The sequence below is a fragment of the Anaerococcus sp. Marseille-Q5996 genome, from assembly GCF_946893725.1.
Taxonomy (GTDB): domain Bacteria; phylum Bacillota; class Clostridia; order Tissierellales; family Peptoniphilaceae; genus Anaerococcus; species Anaerococcus martiniensis.
The window spans coordinates 126,298-144,435 of sequence record NZ_CAMPPE010000004.1 but is presented as its reverse complement, the minus strand read 5'-3'; the positions used below and the strand labels follow the sequence as shown (position 1 = coordinate 144,435).

General features: G+C 33.6%; 16 protein-coding genes. 4 read left to right on the top strand and 12 right to left on the bottom strand.

What is annotated here, in order from left to right; translation table 11 throughout:
* On the bottom strand, window positions 1-1,245 hold the full coding sequence (locus tag OC526_RS06610; protein ID WP_262122938.1) for a hemolysin family protein: 1,245 nt from the start codon (window positions 1,243-1,245) through the stop codon (window positions 1-3).
* 119 nt (window positions 1,246-1,364) lie between these two features.
* On the opposite strand from OC526_RS06610, the gene OC526_RS06605 reads away from it, so the two are divergent.
* A complete protein-coding gene (locus tag OC526_RS06605; RefSeq protein ID WP_262122936.1) occupies window positions 1,365-2,684 on the top strand; it encodes an NCS2 family permease in 1,320 nt (439 codons plus the stop codon).
* Window positions 2,685-2,722: 38 nt separating this feature from the next.
* Here OC526_RS06605 and OC526_RS06600 read toward each other — a convergent pair whose 3' ends face one another.
* On the bottom strand, window positions 2,723-3,019 hold the full coding sequence (locus OC526_RS06600) for an MTH1187 family thiamine-binding protein (RefSeq protein WP_262122934.1): 297 nt from the start codon (window positions 3,017-3,019) through the stop codon (window positions 2,723-2,725).
* An 11-nt stretch (window positions 3,020-3,030) separates the two neighbouring features.
* On the bottom strand, window positions 3,031-4,305 hold the full coding sequence (locus OC526_RS06595; protein ID WP_262122932.1) for a M18 family aminopeptidase: 1,275 nt from the start codon (window positions 4,303-4,305) through the stop codon (window positions 3,031-3,033).
* Between the two features lie 124 nt (window positions 4,306-4,429).
* Here OC526_RS06595 and OC526_RS06590 point away from each other — a divergent pair, with 124 nt between their 5' ends.
* Entirely contained in the window at window positions 4,430-5,002 is a 573-nt protein-coding gene (locus tag OC526_RS06590) for a xanthine phosphoribosyltransferase (protein ID WP_262122930.1), read from the top strand.
* Between the two features lie 67 nt (window positions 5,003-5,069).
* On the opposite strand, the gene OC526_RS06585 is transcribed toward OC526_RS06590, so the two are convergent.
* A complete protein-coding gene (locus tag OC526_RS06585) occupies window positions 5,070-6,938 on the bottom strand; it encodes a flavocytochrome c (protein ID WP_262122928.1) in 1,869 nt (622 codons plus the stop codon).
* A gap of 252 nt (window positions 6,939-7,190) precedes the next feature.
* On the opposite strand from OC526_RS06585, the gene OC526_RS06580 reads away from it, so the two are divergent.
* Together OC526_RS06580 and OC526_RS06575 are read left to right on the top strand one after the other, a co-directional pair.
* Entirely contained in the window at window positions 7,191-7,712 is a 522-nt protein-coding gene (locus OC526_RS06580) for a sigma-70 family RNA polymerase sigma factor (RefSeq protein ID WP_262122926.1), read from the top strand.
* Complete coding sequence (locus tag OC526_RS06575; RefSeq protein WP_262122924.1) at window positions 7,705-8,694, top strand: hypothetical protein; 990 nt, start codon at window positions 7,705-7,707, stop codon at window positions 8,692-8,694. Before OC526_RS06580 ends, OC526_RS06575 begins: the two co-directional genes overlap by 8 nt.
* 45 nt (window positions 8,695-8,739) lie before the next feature.
* Here OC526_RS06575 and yihA read toward each other — a convergent pair whose 3' ends face one another.
* The 8 genes from yihA to cdaA are packed head-to-tail and all read right to left on the bottom strand — an operon-like array spanning window position 8,740 to window position 18,082.
* Window positions 8,740-9,327 carry a ribosome biogenesis GTP-binding protein YihA/YsxC gene (gene yihA, locus OC526_RS06570; protein WP_262122922.1) on the bottom strand — a complete coding sequence of 196 codons (588 nt, stop codon included), beginning with the start codon at window positions 9,325-9,327 and terminating at the stop codon, window positions 8,740-8,742.
* Window positions 9,324-11,654, bottom strand: a complete 2,331-nt coding sequence (gene lon, locus OC526_RS06565) for an endopeptidase La (protein ID WP_262122920.1) — start codon at window positions 11,652-11,654, stop codon at window positions 9,324-9,326. Before lon ends, yihA begins: the two co-directional genes overlap by 4 nt.
* A 46-nt stretch (window positions 11,655-11,700) precedes the next feature.
* Entirely contained in the window at window positions 11,701-12,930 is a 1,230-nt protein-coding gene (clpX, locus tag OC526_RS06560; protein ID WP_262122919.1) for an ATP-dependent Clp protease ATP-binding subunit ClpX, read from the bottom strand.
* Window positions 12,931-12,937: 7 nt separating this feature from the next.
* Complete coding sequence (gene clpP, locus OC526_RS06555) at window positions 12,938-13,531, bottom strand: ATP-dependent Clp endopeptidase proteolytic subunit ClpP (RefSeq protein WP_262122918.1); 594 nt, start codon at window positions 13,529-13,531, stop codon at window positions 12,938-12,940.
* A gap of 32 nt (window positions 13,532-13,563) precedes the next feature.
* Complete coding sequence (gene tig / locus OC526_RS06550; RefSeq protein ID WP_262122916.1) at window positions 13,564-14,946, bottom strand: trigger factor; 1,383 nt, start codon at window positions 14,944-14,946, stop codon at window positions 13,564-13,566.
* 56 nt (window positions 14,947-15,002) lie between these two features.
* Entirely contained in the window at window positions 15,003-16,355 is a 1,353-nt protein-coding gene (locus OC526_RS06545) for a CCA tRNA nucleotidyltransferase (protein WP_262122914.1), read from the bottom strand.
* Window positions 16,312-17,268 carry a YbbR-like domain-containing protein gene (locus OC526_RS06540; protein ID WP_262122913.1) on the bottom strand — a complete coding sequence of 319 codons (957 nt, stop codon included), beginning with the start codon at window positions 17,266-17,268 and terminating at the stop codon, window positions 16,312-16,314. The genes OC526_RS06545 and OC526_RS06540 overlap by 44 nt, the downstream gene beginning before the upstream one ends.
* Window positions 17,261-18,082 carry a diadenylate cyclase CdaA gene (cdaA, locus tag OC526_RS06535; RefSeq protein WP_262122912.1) on the bottom strand — a complete coding sequence of 274 codons (822 nt, stop codon included), beginning with the start codon at window positions 18,080-18,082 and terminating at the stop codon, window positions 17,261-17,263. Before cdaA ends, OC526_RS06540 begins: the two co-directional genes overlap by 8 nt.
* Window positions 18,083-18,138 lie beyond the last annotated feature (56 nt).

Genomic DNA, 18,138 nt, shown 5'->3' with positions numbered 1-18,138 from the left:
TTAAATAAATTCTACCTTTAACATTTCTATCTTATATCTATCTACTTCATCTACAGTAATTTTAATATTATCTACTTCAATACTATCTCCCTGCTCAGGAATCCTTGATAAGTAATCAATTACATAGCCACCAATGGAGTCATTTTTTATTTCTTCAAGTTCTAAGTTAAAATAATCATTAAAATCGCTTAGGTGGAGGGCTGGTTTTACCAAATAAGAATTTTCTGTAAGTTTGAAAATATCCTTCTCATCCTTATCGTATTCATCATCGATTTCTCCAACCAATTCCTCAACTATATCCTCAATTGTAACCAGTCCACTAGTTCCACCATATTCGTCAATTACAATTGCAAGAGAAACATTTTCTGATCTCATATTGGTAAAAAGGTCAAAAATGTGCATATTATCATAAACATAGTATGCTGGTCGAATTATTTCTTCTAGATTTAATTCTTTACCATCTGCAATAGCAGAAACTATATCTTTCATATGTAGAATGCCCAAAATATTGTCGATATTTTTTCCATAAACAGGTATCCTAGAATGATTTGTTTCTTTTAGCATCTCGTTTAATTCTTCTTGGTCTGATTCGATAGAAATGGCCTCCATATTTGTTCTGGCAGTCATTATATCAGAAACATATGAATTACCAAACTCAAACACATTGTTAATCATTTCACTTTCTTCGTTATTGATAACCCCTTGTTCTTCAGAAACATCCACAATAGTTTTTAAATCTTCTTCTGTAACCAGACTTGACTCCTCTTCTTCTCCAACAAATACTTTAGTAATAGCACCCGTAATTTTCCCTAAAATAAAATTTATTGGCTTTAAGACAATATCGAGTAATCTTATAGGTCTGGCTACAGCGAGGGCTAATTTTTCACTATTTGCTGCTGCAATATTTTTTGGAGTAACCTCTCCAAATATAAGTACAACTATCGTTAGGATAATCGGTGAAATTACCGCACCCTTTGGCCCCATGACTTCTGTAAAAAATATGGTTGCAATTGTAGTTGTTACTATATTTACAATATTATTTCCAATTAAAATTGTAGTTAGGACCGAACCAATATTATCTACCAATTTTCTAACTAAAGGAGCTTTTTCAACTCCATTTTTTTCCATTTGCCTGATTTTGAAAATATTTACACTAGTAAGCGCAGTTTCCGACGATGAGAAAAACGCTGATAAAATAATTCCTACAATTATGACAATTAATTGTATAAGGTTTTTAGTACTCATATATCCTCCATAAGTTATATATTTATTATAGTTGAGAAAAAATAAAAATAAAGATTTTTCGCAAAAATAAATAAATTGTGTATAATAGGTCTGTATCATTTATAAATAAGGAGGAAATAATGGCATTTGAGTCGTTTAACGAGCGTGCTTTTAAGTTACGCGAACATGGTACAGACCAAAAAACAGAAATCATGGCTGGTATTACTACTTTTATGACTATGAGCTATATCCTAGCTGTTAACCCTGCTATACTTTCCGATGCTGGCATGGATGCAGGTGCTGTATTTACTGCTACTATATTAGCTTCATTAGTTGCTATGCTAATCATGGCATTTTATGCAAATATGCCTTTTGGTTTATCTGCAGGAATGGGATTAAATGCATTTTTTGCGTATACAGTAGTTAACCAAATGGGGATGAGCTGGCAGTTTGCACTTACGGCAGTATTTTTAGAAGGTCTTATTTTTATAGTTTTATCCTTTACAGGTATCAGAGAGGCATTATTTAATGCTATTCCAATCAATCTTAAGAAAGCAGTTTCAGTTGCTATCGGTTTATTTATAGCACTTATTGGTTTAATCAATGCTGGTATTGTCGGAGTTGGTGATATTTCTCTAGAACTTGGCAATATTGCATCAAAAGAAGGTTTTGTATTCTTTTTTGCCCTCGTAATTATGGTTGTTCTTACAGCTAGAAATGTAAAGGGTGCCTTACTTTGGGGTATTCTTGCATCTACAGTTGTATCACTATTTCTTGGAGTAACAGCACTTCCAGATGGTAATGCAATTGTATCTCGCCCACCATCTGTTGCTCCAATTGCCTTTAAATTAGACTTTTCAAAAGTTTTTTCTTTTGAGATGTTTTCAGTACTTTTCTCATTTTTGTTTGTAGATATTTTCGATACTCTAGGAACTCTTACAGGTGTTGCTACAAAGGCAAAAATGCTTGATGAAAATGGAAACTTAGCTGATGGATCAAAGGCACTTTTAGCAGATGCAGTTGGTACAACATTTGGTTCACTTTTAGGAACTTCCACAATTACAACTTTTGTAGAAAGCTCTGCTGGTGTAGCAGAAGGTGGAAGAACTGGATTAACTACACTTTCAACTGCTATTTGTTTTGCAATTGCAGCCTTCTTCTTCCCACTATTTTCAATAATACCTGCCCAATCAACAGCTGCAGCCTTAGTAGTGGTTGGATTATTTATGCTTTCAACAGTTGTAGAAATTAATTTCTCAGACATTACAGAAGCATTCCCAGCATTTATGACAATTTTAATGATGCCTGCAACATATTCTATTGCAGAGGGTATCTCATTTGGTATGATTTCTTATGCTGGTATCAAACTTCTAACAGGCAGAGGCAAAGAAGTGAGCCCATTAGTATATGGACTTGCAGTAGTATTTTTATTAAGATATATACTTCCATTATTCATGTAAATTAAAATAAGATTGCCAAATTTAATGGCAATCTTTTTTTACATTTTTTCTTCAACTGATTTTACCTTGTATTCCATATCGTGATTTTCATCACGTCTATCATCCATTTTTATAACTGTGTAAACACGGTCAGATCCAGCTTTAAATACTTCTTCTTGCATTTTTCTTGCTATTTCAAAACATTTATCAGCATCTGCTTCAATTACTGTACCCATAGGATTTAGTTTGTGTTTTACACCCTCTGCCTCTAAAACCTTGCTAGCAGTCGCTACATATTTACTAACTGAAGTTTCCTTTGTACCAATTGGTATTAAGCATATTTCCATTATTGCCATAAATATTCTCCTTATAAATTTGTTTCATAAAATGCCTTATATATTTTGTAGGCATCATAGTGGTCTTCTATACCGCCAAGCTCTCTTATTGAGTGCATGGCAAGTATTGGCTCACCAACATCTATAGAATTTATTCCAAGACCTGTTGATGCAATTGGACCTATTGTAGATCCCCCAGCCTTGTCATTTCTATTGTGAAATTTTTGGATTTTGCAGTCAATGCTATTTGCTAGATCTATTAGTCTTGCATTTGAAGCAATGTTTGAAGAATAAGCTCCATTTGCTGCAGTTTTTATAACCAATCCCTCATTCATTTTAATTGGATTAGTAGGATCATGATATTCCTTAAAATTTGGGTGGATGGCATGGGCCTGGTCAGCTGATATTAGATAAGTATTTGCTAGGGCAATATAAAAATCTTCATCATCAAGCTCACGATTATCACAGAGTCTTTTTAAGGTATCTCTTAAAAATGGAGAAAAGGCACCTGTTGGTGCTCTGGACCCTATTTCTTCATTGTCGTTTAAAACTAAAACATTATTTTTACTTGCATCAGCATCCACAAGAGCCATTAGTGAGGCATGGACTGATCCTAGGTTATCGATTCTGCCAATTTGGTACATGTTATTTATTATTGCACCCTTTTGCCTATCATAAAGTCCTAAGTCAAAATCCAAAATCTCATCAGCATTTATGCCAATTTCTTCTGCCAATAATTTTTCCAAGTATCCTTTTTCAAAATTTTCTTCTATGGTTTGAATTATTGGATATAGGTGGTTTTGAGGATTTAGTTCAAATCCCTTATTTACTTCCCTATTCATATGGATGGCTGCATTTGGAATGGTTAGTAAGTCTTTGTCTATATTTACCAATTCACTTTTAATTTCTCCATCCTTTTTGTAGGAAACTTTTCCTGCCAGAGATAAGGTTCTATCTGTCCAAGTAGAATAAATCATCCCACCATAGGGTTCAATATTTATTTTTAAATATCCGCTATCATTTACTTCAGCATTTGATTTTACCTTAAAGGTAGGGCTATCGGTGTGTGATCCAATAATATCAAAACCTTTTGTCAAATCTTCGCCCACTGTAAAGGCAATAAGAGCTGTGTCATTACGGGTCACAAAATATTTCCCCTTATCTTCTATCTCCCATTTTTCATTTTCTTTTAGCTCTTTATAACCATTGGCAATTAAAATTTTTTTTGCATTTGCAACTGCAAAATAATTTAAGGGACTCTCATCAATAAATTTTATTAAATCTTTACTAAATTCTAAACTGTTCATATTATTATTTTACCCAAGTTGATTGGGGTATCTATAAAAGGAAATGTGAAGTCTTTGACTATTTGGGATTTTATCCTTATAATAGTAATAATAAGTTATACATAAATCTAAATAAGGAGTAAGAATGAGAGAATTAAAAGAAAAAATCCTAGAAGAAGGTGTAGTTCTTAGTGATGATATATTAAAAGTAGATTCTTTTTTAAACCAACAAATCGATGTAGAATTAATTTCAAAAATGGGCAAAGAATTTGCTGAGCACTTCAAAGACAGACAAATAGACAAGGTATTCACAGTAGAATCATCTGGTATTGCACCAGCATTAGCAACTGCAAGTGAGCTTGGAGTAAAATGTGTTTTTGGACGTAAAAAACAATCTCTAACAACAAGCGAAGACGTTTACCACTCAAGCGTATTTTCATTTACAAAACAGGTAATGAATGAATTAATCGTAAATAAAGAGTTTATCAACGAAGGTGAAAATGTACTAATGATTGATGACTTCCTTGCAAATGGCCAAGCTGCCAAAGGAATGATTGCAATCATCCGCCAAGCAGGTGCAAACCCAGTAGGTTGTGGAATAGTAATTGAAAAATCATTCTCAAATGGTCGTAAATTAATCGAAGATATGGATGTTGAAGTATATTCTCTTGCTAGAATTGCAAAGCTTGAAGATGGAAATATAGAATTTGCTGAATAATATATGCCAGGTTAATCCTGGTTTTTTTGTAGAAAAAAAGTAGCCACATGGGCTACTCTTTTTTTATTTATTTTGCAAATTCTGCAGCGTTTTTACCTGCTATTCTACCATATACTGTTATATCTGCTATAGCTGCTGATCCGAGTCTGTTTTCTCCGTGGATACCGCCTGTAACTTCTCCTGCTGCATATAGACCTTCTATCCATTTATTATCTTTTGTTAAAACTTCTGCTTCTGTGTTTATTTTTAGTCCACCCATTGTGTGGTGTACTGCTGGAGCTGCTTTTAGCATGTAGAATGGACCTTCTTCTATTGTCCAGCCTAACATTCTTAGGTTGAAGTCTGGGTCTTCTTCTTTTTTAGAGTTTTCGTTAAATGTTTCTACTGTTTTTAATAGCTGGTCTTTGTCTAAATCAAAGTGGTCTGCTAATTCTTCGATTGTATCAGCTTTTACAAGATTGCCTTTTTCAAATTGTTCTTCAGCTTCTTGTGGGTTTGATGCCATTGTTCCTGTAGTTTCGTTTGATTTTTCATCCCAGATTAGGTAACCAACGTGGTCTGTTTGTTCTTTAATTGCTAGTGAGATTTCTCTTCTGGTTGCAAGTTCTTCTACAAATCTGTTTCCTTCTTTGTTTACTAGAAGTGCCCCACCAACTAATCTTGTATCACCTACATAAAGTAGTCTACCTGTTTCTGGGTCACATACTGGGTAAAGTTGAATTTTGTCCATATCAACTGTATCAGCACCAAGTGCTTCTGCCATTACGATACCATCACCTGTTGCTCCTGGTGAGTTTGTTGACTGAACGTGCTCATCGATTTCGTGGTCATTTTCGTAAGTCATTTCATCATTTGCACCGAATCCACCTGTTGCAAGTACTACAGATTTTGCATTTACTGTTAGGTTTTCATCTGGTGTTTCAGCTTTTACACCTGCAACTTTGCCATCTTCTGTAAGAATTTCTTTTACATCTGCCTCTGTAATTACTTCTATGCCTAGTTCTTCACATTTTTTTAGATAATTTTTAATTAATTCATTACCTGAGTGAGCTGCTGGAATAAGTGATCTTTTTACTGAGTGGCCACCAAAGAACATTAAGCTATCTAGCCATTCTACACCTATATCATCACGTAGCCAGTAAGCATCTTCTGTTGCATGTTCAGCTAGGGCATCGATTAATTCTTCATTTCCCCCAGCTTTTTTTACATCTTCTGCAAATAATTCTTTGCTATCTTCAATGTTTTCTTTTTCTTGAAGTTCATTTGCTGGAGCTGCGTATTCTCCACCTGAAATTAGAGTATTTCCACCAACTTGTGGTAATTTTTCTAGTAAAACTACATTTGCCCCATTTTCTTTTGCTGTAACTGCTGCTGCAAATCCAGCTCCACCACCACCAACTACTACAACATCTACATCTTTTGTAGCATCAGTTCTTTCTTTATCAGCACTTGTAAAATCCTCTTGGTAGTCTTCAATATTGTGTCCACTTGCAGTAATTGCAGCTGAAACTGCTTCTATAAGTGCTGTTGACGAACTTGTTGCTCCTGATACAGAATCGATGTTTACTGATTGGTTTTCAATAATTTCTGGCACCATTTTATCGATTGCAGTTGCTCCAAGACCTTCTGTTTCTTCATGGTCTACATGAATATTTGAGATTTTATCTCCATCAAAGCTAACATGAGCGATTACATCACCCTTGTAACCCTTAGCTTTTCCTTCAGAAGCATCTGGATCAACTTCAGCTGTTTCTTTTTCTGCGTCTTTTTCTTCTTCTTTGCCTTCATCTACTTTTTTTGTATCTTCAGTCGATTGCTCGCTTACTGTTGTTTCAGTAGATGTTTCTTCACTATCTTGTGCTGTGTTGTTTGCTCCACATGCAGAAAGAATTAGTGACATTGATAATATGTAAGGTAAAATTCTATTTTTTTTCATAACTCCTCCTCAAATTTTACTTATGAAAATATTTTATCAAATAATTTTACTTTGTGCAATGTGATAAAGCATATAGTTATAAAAGATAAACAATATTTTGCAAAACAAAATATTCACATAATATTTTGATTAATAACTATAAAAAATGTTCAACTTAAGTTATTGTCTATGATTATTTAAAATAATACTATATAATTTTCTAAATGATAGATTTTACCTTCCCCTTACGAATATATAGACAAAGGAGGATATATGGATGATAAAAAAATAATATCCGGGATAAAGAAGCGAAAAGAGCCTTATTTAAATGAATTTATAAATAAGTATGGTGGTATCCTTAAGGCAAGTATTGTAAAAACTATTGGAAAAAGAGACGAGCTTGTTATAGAAATATTAAATGATACCCTACTTGCTATTTGGGATAATATAGATTCTTTTGATGAAAGCAGATCTTCTTTTAAAAACTGGTGTGCCGGTGTTGCTAAATATAAGGCCATTGATGCTATTAGAAAAGAAAATCGCCATAAGAGTATTGAGCTTAGCCAAGTTGAAAATAATGTTTGTATTGAAGAAGACTTGTCAATAGATGAAAGCCAAGAAATTCTAAAACTCTTAAGTGATGAAGATAGAGAAATCTTTAAAAAACTATTTGTAGAAGGCTATTCCTATGATGATCTATCAAAAATAACAGAAATTCCTAAAGACAGACTTTACAATAAGGTTTCAAGGTCTAAAAAGAAACTAAAATTACAACTAGGAGGTAGATATGACTAATATATACGATAAAATAAACGACATGGATTTTGAAGTAGATTCTGTAAAATTAAATGATATAGAAAGGGTAAAGATGAAAAAAACAGCTAAATCTTATGCAAAAAAAGATACTAAAAAGAAATTTATAGCTAGTGCCGCAGCAGTCCTACTCTTTGCAGGTCTAATGACACCATCAGTAAGGGCTGAAGTACAAAAATTTACGACAGATATTAAAGTTTCAATGATGGATGCCTTTGGTGCAAGCCCTGATTCTTATAAATATGTAACAGAGTTACATAAACCAGTAACTGTGGGCAATGATACTTTTGTAATAGAAAATATTGCTTTTGAAGATAATAAAGCATTTATAAATACCCTTAGAGATATTGATGGATCTATGGAAAGTCAACTTTCAGAAAATGAAGCTAGTGTTTATAAAATTGTTGTAGATGGAGTAACATACAAGGCTTTGGGTAGCTCTAGAAGTTCTGGCCTATTAGAAGATGGAAAAACAATACCCGAAGTTAGCATGATAAATTTTGATAAAGAATTTCCAACTCTTAATAATGCTGATGTTGACCTTTATTATACTAATGGTAATTCAATTGAAATAATATCAACTAAAGCTAGTACAAATACAGTTAATGAAGAAAATGTAATCTTTGCAAAAGATCAAAATTTAAAAAATGGATCAGTGATTTCTCTAATGAAGTTAAATCCAATTACTATGACTGCTATTATTAAAAACCTTGAAACAGACTATTATTATCAAATCGAGGGAACCAATAACGAAGGAAAAACTTTATTACTTGATGAAAGAATAAACGAAAATGGTGAAGTAACTTTTATTTACAACAAAGACTTTTCAGATATGACTTTAGATGAAATAAAAAATGCAGATATAATAAACTTTGTTCTTAAGGGAACTAGGATCAACAAAGAATCTGGAAAAGAAATTAATGGTGAATATAAAACTATAGAAGAATTCACATATAAAAAATAATAAGTATAAATACTAAAAAACCGGCTGAATGCCGGTTTTCTTAAATTAACTATTTACAATAACATCAACTTGTTCATGGATAACTGATATGTTGTGTTTGTTTTCTGATGAATAGGCAAAGATTAGACCCTCATCATCTATATTTAATTTGTTTTTTATAGCTTTGATATGTTTTGTAAGTTGGTTTTTAGAAATTTTATCATATTTTGTTGCAATTACAAATCCTGTAAAACCTGATTCCAGTATCCATTCATACATTTGTAAGTCTAATTGTGTTGGCTCGTGACGAATATCTACCAAAAGAAAAACTTCTTTTAAATTTTCTCTTTGGTGGAGGTATTCGTTGATTAGCTTATCCCATTTTGCTTTTTCAGTTTTAGAAACTTTTGCATAACCATAGCCCGGCAAATCTACCAATCTAAATTTTTTATCAATATTATAAAAATTTATAGTACGAGTTTTGCCTGGTTTGGAGGAAGTTCTTGCTAAGTTTTTCCTGCCTAAAAAAGCATTAATAAATGAGGACTTGCCCACATTTGAGCGGCCAACAAAGGCAATTTCTTCAATTGATTCATCTGGCCATTGGGATTTAAATCCTGCAACTTGTTCTAATTCAATTTCTTTAAATTTCATATCAAGGCCCTATCTATAACTTCAGAAACGTTGGAAACTTCTATAAAGTTAATCTTATCCCTAATTTCTTTTGGAATATCTTCGGTATCTCTTTTATTTTCTTTTGGAATGATTACATCACTGATGCCGTAAGAATAGGCAGCAAGTGCTTTTTCTTTTAGCCCACCTATTGGAAGCACATCACCGGTTATGGTCACTTCACCAGTCATGGCAATGTCATTTCTAACTTTTTTGCCAGTTAGAGATGAAACCATGGCAGTTGTCATTGTAATACCTGCTGATGGACCGTCTTTTGGTGTTGCTCCTTCCGGTATGTGGACGTGAATGTCTTTATTATCGTAAAATTTGCCACGAATGCCAAGTTCTTTTGCATTTGATCTGATGTAGGTCATAGCCGCCTGGCCAGATTCTTTCATGACATCCCCAAGGGATCCAGTAAATTCGACATTTCCCTTACCTTCCATAACATTTGCTTCTATTGTTAGCATAGTACCGCCAACTGAAGTCCACGCAAGTCCATTTACTACTCCAACCTTGCTTTCTCTTGAAATATGGTCTTCGAAAAATCTTTCTTTGCCAAGGTATTTGCTATAATTTGCCATAGTAACACGAACTTGGTCTTTGCCTTCTAGGATTTCTTTTACTGCGCGTCTACAAATCTTTGCAATAAGTCTTTCAAGCTCGCGTACTCCAGCTTCCCTTGTATAATTTTTGATGATTGCTTCAAGCACAGCATCAGAAATAGAAAGTTCATCTTCATTTAAGCCATTTTTTTCCATTTCTTTAGAAACTAGATATTTTTTGGCAATATTTAGCTTCTCACTTTGAGTGTAACCAGAAATTTCAATCATCTCTAACCTATCATAAAGGGCATCTGGGATTTCATTTGGGTCATTTGCAGTTGTTATGAAAAATACATCTGACAAATCAAATGCTATATCTAGGTATCTGTCGATAAATTTATCATTTTGTTCTGGATCTAGGACTTCAAGTAGGGCTGATGATGGATCTCCCCTAAAATCTGATCCTAGTTTGTCGATTTCATCTAAAAGGAAAACTGGATTTTTAACACCAACACGGTTTATATTTGATAAAAGTCTGCCAGCCATTGCTCCAACATAAGTTCTTCTATGTCCACGAATTTCACTTTCATCAGTCACCCCGCCCAGACGCATTGATACAAATTCTCGGTCTAGGGCTCTTGCAATTGATTTTGCAATAGAGGTCTTACCAACTCCTGGAGGGCCTACAAGGCAAATAACCGTTCCTTGGTTATTTTTATTTTTTATCCTCACAGCAATAGACTCTAGGATACGTTCTTTTACTTCATCTAGACCATAGTGGTCCTCATCAAGAACAGTCTCTGCCCTTTTAATATCAAGAACATCCTTACTTTTTTTGCTCCAAGGCAGATTTACTGCAAAATCTAAATATGCACTTAAAACCCCATAGTCCGGACTCATTTCTGGGATAGAGTCTAGTCTTTCTGCATCCTTTAATAGAGCATTTTTGCTTTCCTTATCTATTTTTAATTTGTTAATTTTAGCTGCAAGTTCCATGGCTTCACTTTCAAACTCGCCATTTGCTTCGCTAAGTTCGCGGCGGATGACCTCGATTTTTTCTCTAAGATAATATTCTTTTTGAGATTGGTTGATATTATCTTGGACTTCTTGGTCAATTTCTAAACTTAAATTTTTAAGTTCTATTTCTTTTGATAATATGCTATGAAGAAGGGTTAAGCGTTTTTCTGCATCAAGTTCTTTTAGTAGTCCATAATATTCATCTGCCTTTAAGTCCAAATGATATATAATTATGTCGGCAAGTCTGTGAAGGTTATAGACTTCCCCTACAGAAAATACAGATTCATCAATATTATTGCCATCAAGTTCGATATAGGATTTAAAATCTTCTATCAAAAGCTTTCTTAAGGCTTCTTTTTTATTCGATTCCTCTTCGTTTGCCTCGATGTATTCGTATTCTTCAACATTAACCTTATAGAATCCTTCTCCAAGTTTGATTTCATTTATTTTTGCAACTGCCTTTGCTTGGACATAAACTCTGATGTCTCCATTTGGCAAACTAAATGATTCTTTGATGCTAACAACCATACCATAATCGTAAAGGGCATCAGTTGTTGGATTTTCATCAAAAACATTTTTTTGATTGACTAAAAATACTTCTTTGTTTCTTATATTTGCATCTTCAATAGCATTTTTTGATATAGGTCTAGCACAATCAAAATTTAAAATAGTATTTGGGAATGCCCATAGCCCCCTAAGTGGAACTAGTGGATATTCATTTGTGCTTACTTTATAAACATCTGCCATTTTTAACTCCCGTTTAAAAAAGGGAATGGCTAGCCACTCCCTCTACTTATCTTTTCTTATATTTAAGTTTTGAGTGATCCTTAATAGAATCTTTTGTAACAACTACTTCTTTTATATCAGTTTTTGATGGGATTTCATACATCACATCTAAAAGTAAATCTTCTAATATAGTCCTAAGTCCACGTGCACCCGTTTTTTGTTCAATTGCTTTTTGGGCTATTTCATGTAAGGCCTTTTCTTCAAATGTAAGTTTTACATTATCTAATTCAAATAATTTTTGGTATTGTTTGATTAGTGAATTTTTTGGCTCTTTTAGGATACGGATTAGGGCATCTTCATTTAGACTATCTAGGGTTACAATTATTGGCACCCTACCTATAAATTCTGGAATTAGACCAAATTTTAGTAAATCTTCGGTATTTACATCCTTAAGATTTGCCTTGTGGTTAGCTGCAACTAGTTCTGCACCAAAACCTATAGTTTTTTGAGCTTGGCGTCGATTAATTATATCTTCTATGCCATCAAAGGCTCCACCTAATATGAATAAAATATTGCTAGTATCAACTTGGATATATTCTTGGCTTGGGTGTTTCCTACCACCTTGTGGTGGAACATTTGCCTCAGTTCCCTCAATTAATTTTAATAGGGCTTGTTGGACACCTTCACCAGATACATCACGAGTTATAGAAGGATTTTCACTTTTACGAGTGATTTTATCTATCTCATCCACATATATTATTCCATGCTCTGCAGCTTCTATATTGTAATCTGCAGCTTGGATTAATTTTAAAATGATGTTTTCTACATCCTCACCCACATAACCTGCTTCGGTAAGGCTTGTTGCATCTGCAATTGCAAATGGAACATTTAATTTACGAGCAAGGGTTTGGGCTAGGAGTGTTTTTCCTGAACCTGTTGGCCCTAGCATAAGGATATTTGATTTTGATAGCTCTACTTCATCAAGGTCGCTATCATTTGCATTTATCCTCTTGTAGTGGTTATAAACTGCTACTGCCAAGGTCTTTTTGGCTGCGTCTTGGCCTATTACATATTCATTTAAAAAATCATTTATTTCTGCTGGAGTGGATAAGTCTACCTCACCATTTTCATCAAAGTAGTTTTCATCAAATTTTACTTCTGCATTTATTATCTCGTCGCAAAGACTTACACATTCATTGCAAATGTAGGCATCTGGACCTGCAATGATGCGTTCTACCTGAGAACTATCTTTGCCACAAAACGAGCATTTAACATCTTCACCTTCGAAGTTTGCCATCTATTTCCTACTTACTTTCAATAACTTGATCGATTAGGCCATATTCTAAAGCTTCTTGGGCTGTCATGGCAAAGTCACGATCAGTATCTTTTTCAATTTTTTCTAAGTCTTGGCCTGTATTTTCAGCTAAGATATGGTTTAGTCTATCTTTTATTTTTAAGATTTGTTCAGCTTGGATTACAATGTCAGATGCTTGTCCTTGGGCACCACCGCTTGGTTGGTGGATCATGATATTTGAGTTTGGTAGAGAAAATCTCTTACCCTTTGCACCTGATGAAAGTAAAACTGCACCCATAGATGCTGCTTGTCCGATACAAATTGTTGATACATCTGGTTTGATGTAATTCATTGTATCAAAAATGGCAAGACCACTTGTTACAACCCCACCTGGAGAGTTGATATAAAATTGGATGTCCTTATCTGGATCTTCACTTTCTAGGAATAGTAATTGAGCAATGATAATATCACTCATTTGATCATTTACTTCCCCTGATAGGAAAATTATCCTATCTTTTAGAAGTCTAGAATATATGTCATAGGCTCTTTCGCCTTTGTTTGTTGATTCTACAACTGTTGGTACTAAGTAATTTCTAGTTTGCATATAATCTCCTTACTTTAATTAAGGATGATATCTTAGTTTTCTTCGCTTTCTTTAGAATCTTCGCTGTGGTCATGGTCGTGGTTGTGGTCATGATCATCGCCAACTGCTTTGTGATATTCTTCGTGTGGTAGGGCTTTTGCATTTTTAACTAAAAGTTCTACAGCCTTACGACGTTTGATATTTTCTTTGATTGTATCTTCTGATACATTTTTTCTAAAGATTTCTTTGAATTTGTCGATATCATCTACACCATACATTTTTGCTGATTCGTTGATTTCTTCTTCAATTTCATCATCAGTAACATCGAAACCTTCTTTTAAAGCTACTTCATCAATTACAAGATTTGCTTTAACTCTATCTTCTGCTTGAGCTCTGTATTGTTCTCTAACTTGGTTGATGTCCATTTGTGTCATTTCTATATATTGAGCAAGACCGATACCCATTTGTTGTAATCTTTGGTCAAGGTTTTGCATTTCAACATCGATTTCTTGTTTTACTAGAGATTCTGGTGTTGAAACTTCACTTGCTTTTACAAGAGCATCGATTGCTTGGTTTTGTTTCATGTTTGTTGCAAAGTTTTCTTTATCTTCTTTTAGTTTTTCTCTTAAGTCAGCTTTTAATTCATCAAGAGTTTCGAATTCAGAAATATCCATTGCAAATTCATCATCTAGTTCTGGTAATTCTTTTGTAGTAATTGAGTTAATTTCTACTTCAAATTTAGCTTCTTTACCTTGGAATTCTTTTGCTTGGTAATCTTCTGGGAAAGTTACATTTACATCAAATTTATCGCCTGCTTTGTGCCCTACAACTTGTTCTTCAAAGCCTTCAATAAATGTTTTTGAACCTAATTCTAGATCATAATCTTCAGCTTTTCCGCCTTCAAATCTTTCCCCATCTAGGAAGCCATCAAAGTCGATATTTACTGTATCACCCATTTTTGCTTCGCCATCTTCAACTGGAATTAGTCTAGCATTTTCTTCTTGTTGACGAGATAGTTCTGCATCTATATCTTCATCAGTTACTTCTGCTGAAATATCTTCAATGATTAATTCGCTGTAATCTCCTAAAGTTGGGTGTGGTTTTGTTTCTACTTCAACTTTGAAAGTAATATCTTTATCTTTTTCTATATCATCAAGGTCAACTGATGGTTGGTCGATTGGTTCAAGACCTAATTCTTCTACTGCAGCTTCGTATGGTTCTGGGAACACAATTTGGATAGCTTCATCATAGAAGATTTCTGGACCGTACATTTTTTCTAATACTTTTCTTGGAACATGTCCTGCCCTAAATCCATCAATTCTGTATCTTTTTTTGTTTCTTTTGTAAACTGTATCTACAGCCTTTGCAAAGTCATCATATTTTACGTCAAATTCAAATTTTGCAATGTTATTATCATGAGATTTTAATTCTGTCATTTCTTCCTCCTGCTTATATAGCTACTCATTTGTTTAATATACTACATCTATGTCTATCAATCAACACTTAAAAGACTAGATTTAATGTAGTTTATAATGTCTTCTTTATTATTTTTTAATTTTTCATCATAGATTAAATTTTCTATATTATTGAGGGCTTTTCCCAATTCTTTTCCTTCTTTGAAACCCATTTTTTTTAAGTCATTGCCATTTATTTTTATTTGGCTTTTACTTGTTGGTATATCATCATTTTTTATCTCTTTTAATAAATCTAGGCCCAAATCAATATTTGAGTCATCAGCATGTTTGGTAGACATCACATCTGCCCTTTGGAGCTTAAAGAGATTTAATAAATTTTCCTCACCTATATTCCTTAATAGTTTTCTAACTGATTTTTTGGTATAGGTGTTGGTATTATCCATATGGCGTTTTACCAAAATAGATGTATTTTCTATAAACTTTTTAGAATATTTTAGGATTTTAAGTCGATTTATCAAAAGCTCCTCAGAAAGGTTTTGGTGGCCAAAAAATCTTCCTTCCCCATTTTCATCTAAGAAAAAGGTATCAATTTTGCCAACATCATGGTAAAGAGCTGCCATTCTTACTTCAAGAATTGCTGGTGTTTTTTCCAAAACGCTCAAAGTATGGTCGTACAAATTTTCTGTATGAAAACTTGAATGTTGGTCAAAGCCCCTTGTTGCAAAAACTTCTGGAAAAATAAATTCCAAGAGTCCTACTTCATCCAAAAGTATTGTTCCCCTCTTGGGATCATCTGCAAGTAAAATCTTATTTAGTTCTACTTGGATGCGTTCTTTTGATATTTCATCAATGGATTTTGCATTTTCTTTAATTGATTTTTTTAAATCATCAGCTATTTCAAATTTTAGGGTACTTGCAAATCTTACCGCCCTTAGTGATCTTAGGACATCTTCCCTTATGCGTTCATTAGGATTTCCTACGGCCCTTATGATTTTACTCTCCAAATCTTTTTTGCCATCAAAAATATCAATGATTTCACCATTTCTTTTTGCCATTGCATTTATGGTAAAATCTCGTCTTTTTAAGTCTTCTTTTATATCTTTTGTAAAAGCAATTTTTTCTGGATGGCGTTTGTCAGCATATCCCGATTCACGCCTCATGGTTGTAATTTCATATTCATCTGGCCCGTCTAGGACTTTTATAGTCCCAAATTTTGCACCAATATCAATTGTTTTATAATCCTTAAAAACTTCCTTAATTTCTTCTGGCAAGGCTGATGTGGTTATATCTATATCGAAATTTTCTCGATTTAAAAGCTCATCTCTTACACAACCTCCAACTTTATAGGCCTTATATCCAGCATTTTCCAGTTGGTCAAGGATTTTATCAGTCTTCTTTTTCATCATCACTTGTTGTTTTTTTTTGTACATCAATCCTATAGCTTACAAGGTCATCTCCATTGTATACCTTAACAGCATCTGGCAGGTCTAATTTGACATCTCCTGTTGAATTTGACCTTAGATAGTTAATATTTACTGGTTTTGTTGGGATTTCTTCAATATCTCTGATTACGGATTCTTGTCCTTTGATAACTATTGAATCTGGAGAAAGCTCTCTGGATGTTTCTTCATAGTCCCTATCAATGCGACCGCTAGTTACAAGCTTTAATTTTACTCTTTTAGTTTCATATACTATAAATGAAACATTTACATCCTGGTGGGAAATATTTATATCAGCAAGGGCCTTACCATTTTTATCCAAAACTTTGACAGGCAAATTGTGGATTTTGCCATCTAATAAGTTTATATCATCTATTCTTAGCTCTGCCCTATCTATCTTATTTATGATACTTGCAGGTCCTTTTACTGTAACTTCTTTTGGAGACAACTCATTTACTTCAACAATTCTCCCATCTTTTATTTCATCAGAAAAGATAAGATTGACCGGCATGGTTTTTTCTATAACCTTTTGAATATTTAAATTTATTTCACCTGGTTCTATTTCATCAACGCTGACACCAGATGGTGTATCAACTTCTATATCTAGTGATTGAACGCCTTCTTTTAAATCAGAAATATCTACACTTGCATAAATATTTTCTGACCTTAAAGATAGCAATTTTTCACGGCTTCCCTTAAGTTTTACGCTTGTTGCGTAGGATTCGTCTTTACCAATTATGGTGTATCCATTTTTTTCCAAATCATCTTGGTTTCTAATTACAACTGGTATATTGCGATAGCTCTTATTTACTGTTGGATTTGTTGTGTTTATGACAAAGGTCCACATAAATATGGCTACTATTATTGAAAGAATTTTTAATTTCAAATCATTTTTATTATTCATCGTCATCTTCTTTCTTTTCATCATCGACAGTTTCTTCTCTTACGAAGACCAGGTCTTTTTTTAGTCTTTGTTTAAAGGAATCTTCATCAAAATATCTGTCGATTCTGCCAGATTCTACAATTGAAATATTTCCCGTCTCTTCACTTACAACAATTACAATTGCATCTGATCTTTCAGATATACCAACTGCTGCCCTATGGCGTGTTCCTAGCTCTTTTGAAATCAAATTTGAATTTGAAAGTGGCAAATAGCAAGCCGCTGCAATGATTTTTTCGTTATTTATAATAACTGCACCATCGTGTAAGGGGGTATTTGGAATAAAAATATTTATAAGAAGTTCGCTTGAAACATCAGCATCCAGGGTTGTTCCACTTTCTACTATGTCATTTAGGCCAACTTCTCTTTCTAAAACAACTAAGGCTCCTATTTTTTGGCGAGAAAGTGAAGTCATAGCACGGCTTAGCTCATCGATGCTTTTTTCATTTTTTAAGGCACGCTCGCCAGTAAAAATAGATCTACCACGGCCAATTCGCTCTAGGGCTGACCTTAGTTCTGGTTGGAAAACTACAATTATAAATACAAGGGCAACGGTTAAAAATTGATTCATTACCCAGCTAACTGTATTTAGATTTAAAATATCAGCAACTGATGCAAAAATTAAAACAATTATAAGTCCATATAAAACTTGCTCAGCACGGGTGTTGCGTAATAAAGAAAATAATTTATAGACAACAAAGCTAATTATTGCTATATCTATAATGTCTGTAACTCTTATAAGTGCTAAAGAGTTGAAAAAATCAGTAAAATAATTCATCTGTCCCCCTAATCCTTTTCTACTTATATATTACTATTTTTTAGGCCTTGTCGGTA

Excerpts from the sequence above, each read along its gene's own strand:
- OC526_RS06610 (WP_262122938.1), bottom strand. The coding sequence starts at position 1,245 with ATGAGTACTAAAAACCTTATACAATTAATTGTCATAATTGTAGGAATT.
- OC526_RS06605 (WP_262122936.1), top strand. The coding sequence starts at position 1,365 with ATGGCATTTGAGTCGTTTAACGAGCGTGCTTTTAAGTTACGCGAACAT.
- OC526_RS06600 (WP_262122934.1), bottom strand. The coding sequence starts at position 3,019 with ATGGCAATAATGGAAATATGCTTAATACCAATTGGTACAAAGGAAACT.
- OC526_RS06595 (WP_262122932.1), bottom strand. The coding sequence starts at position 4,305 with ATGAACAGTTTAGAATTTAGTAAAGATTTAATAAAATTTATTGATGAG.
- OC526_RS06590 (WP_262122930.1), top strand. The coding sequence starts at position 4,430 with ATGAGAGAATTAAAAGAAAAAATCCTAGAAGAAGGTGTAGTTCTTAGT.
- OC526_RS06585 (WP_262122928.1), bottom strand. The coding sequence starts at position 6,938 with ATGAAAAAAAATAGAATTTTACCTTACATATTATCAATGTCACTAATT.
- OC526_RS06580 (WP_262122926.1), top strand. The coding sequence starts at position 7,191 with ATGGATGATAAAAAAATAATATCCGGGATAAAGAAGCGAAAAGAGCCT.
- OC526_RS06575 (WP_262122924.1), top strand. The coding sequence starts at position 7,705 with ATGACTAATATATACGATAAAATAAACGACATGGATTTTGAAGTAGAT.
- yihA (WP_262122922.1), bottom strand. The coding sequence starts at position 9,327 with ATGAAATTTAAAGAAATTGAATTAGAACAAGTTGCAGGATTTAAATCC.
- lon (WP_262122920.1), bottom strand. The coding sequence starts at position 11,654 with ATGGCAGATGTTTATAAAGTAAGCACAAATGAATATCCACTAGTTCCA.
- clpX (WP_262122919.1), bottom strand. The coding sequence starts at position 12,930 with ATGGCAAACTTCGAAGGTGAAGATGTTAAATGCTCGTTTTGTGGCAAA.
- clpP (WP_262122918.1), bottom strand. The coding sequence starts at position 13,531 with ATGCAAACTAGAAATTACTTAGTACCAACAGTTGTAGAATCAACAAAC.
- tig (WP_262122916.1), bottom strand. The coding sequence starts at position 14,946 with ATGACAGAATTAAAATCTCATGATAATAACATTGCAAAATTTGAATTT.
- OC526_RS06545 (WP_262122914.1), bottom strand. The coding sequence starts at position 16,355 with ATGTACAAAAAAAAACAACAAGTGATGATGAAAAAGAAGACTGATAAA.
- OC526_RS06540 (WP_262122913.1), bottom strand. The coding sequence starts at position 17,268 with ATGAATAATAAAAATGATTTGAAATTAAAAATTCTTTCAATAATAGTA.
- cdaA (WP_262122912.1), bottom strand. The coding sequence starts at position 18,082 with ATGAATTATTTTACTGATTTTTTCAACTCTTTAGCACTTATAAGAGTT.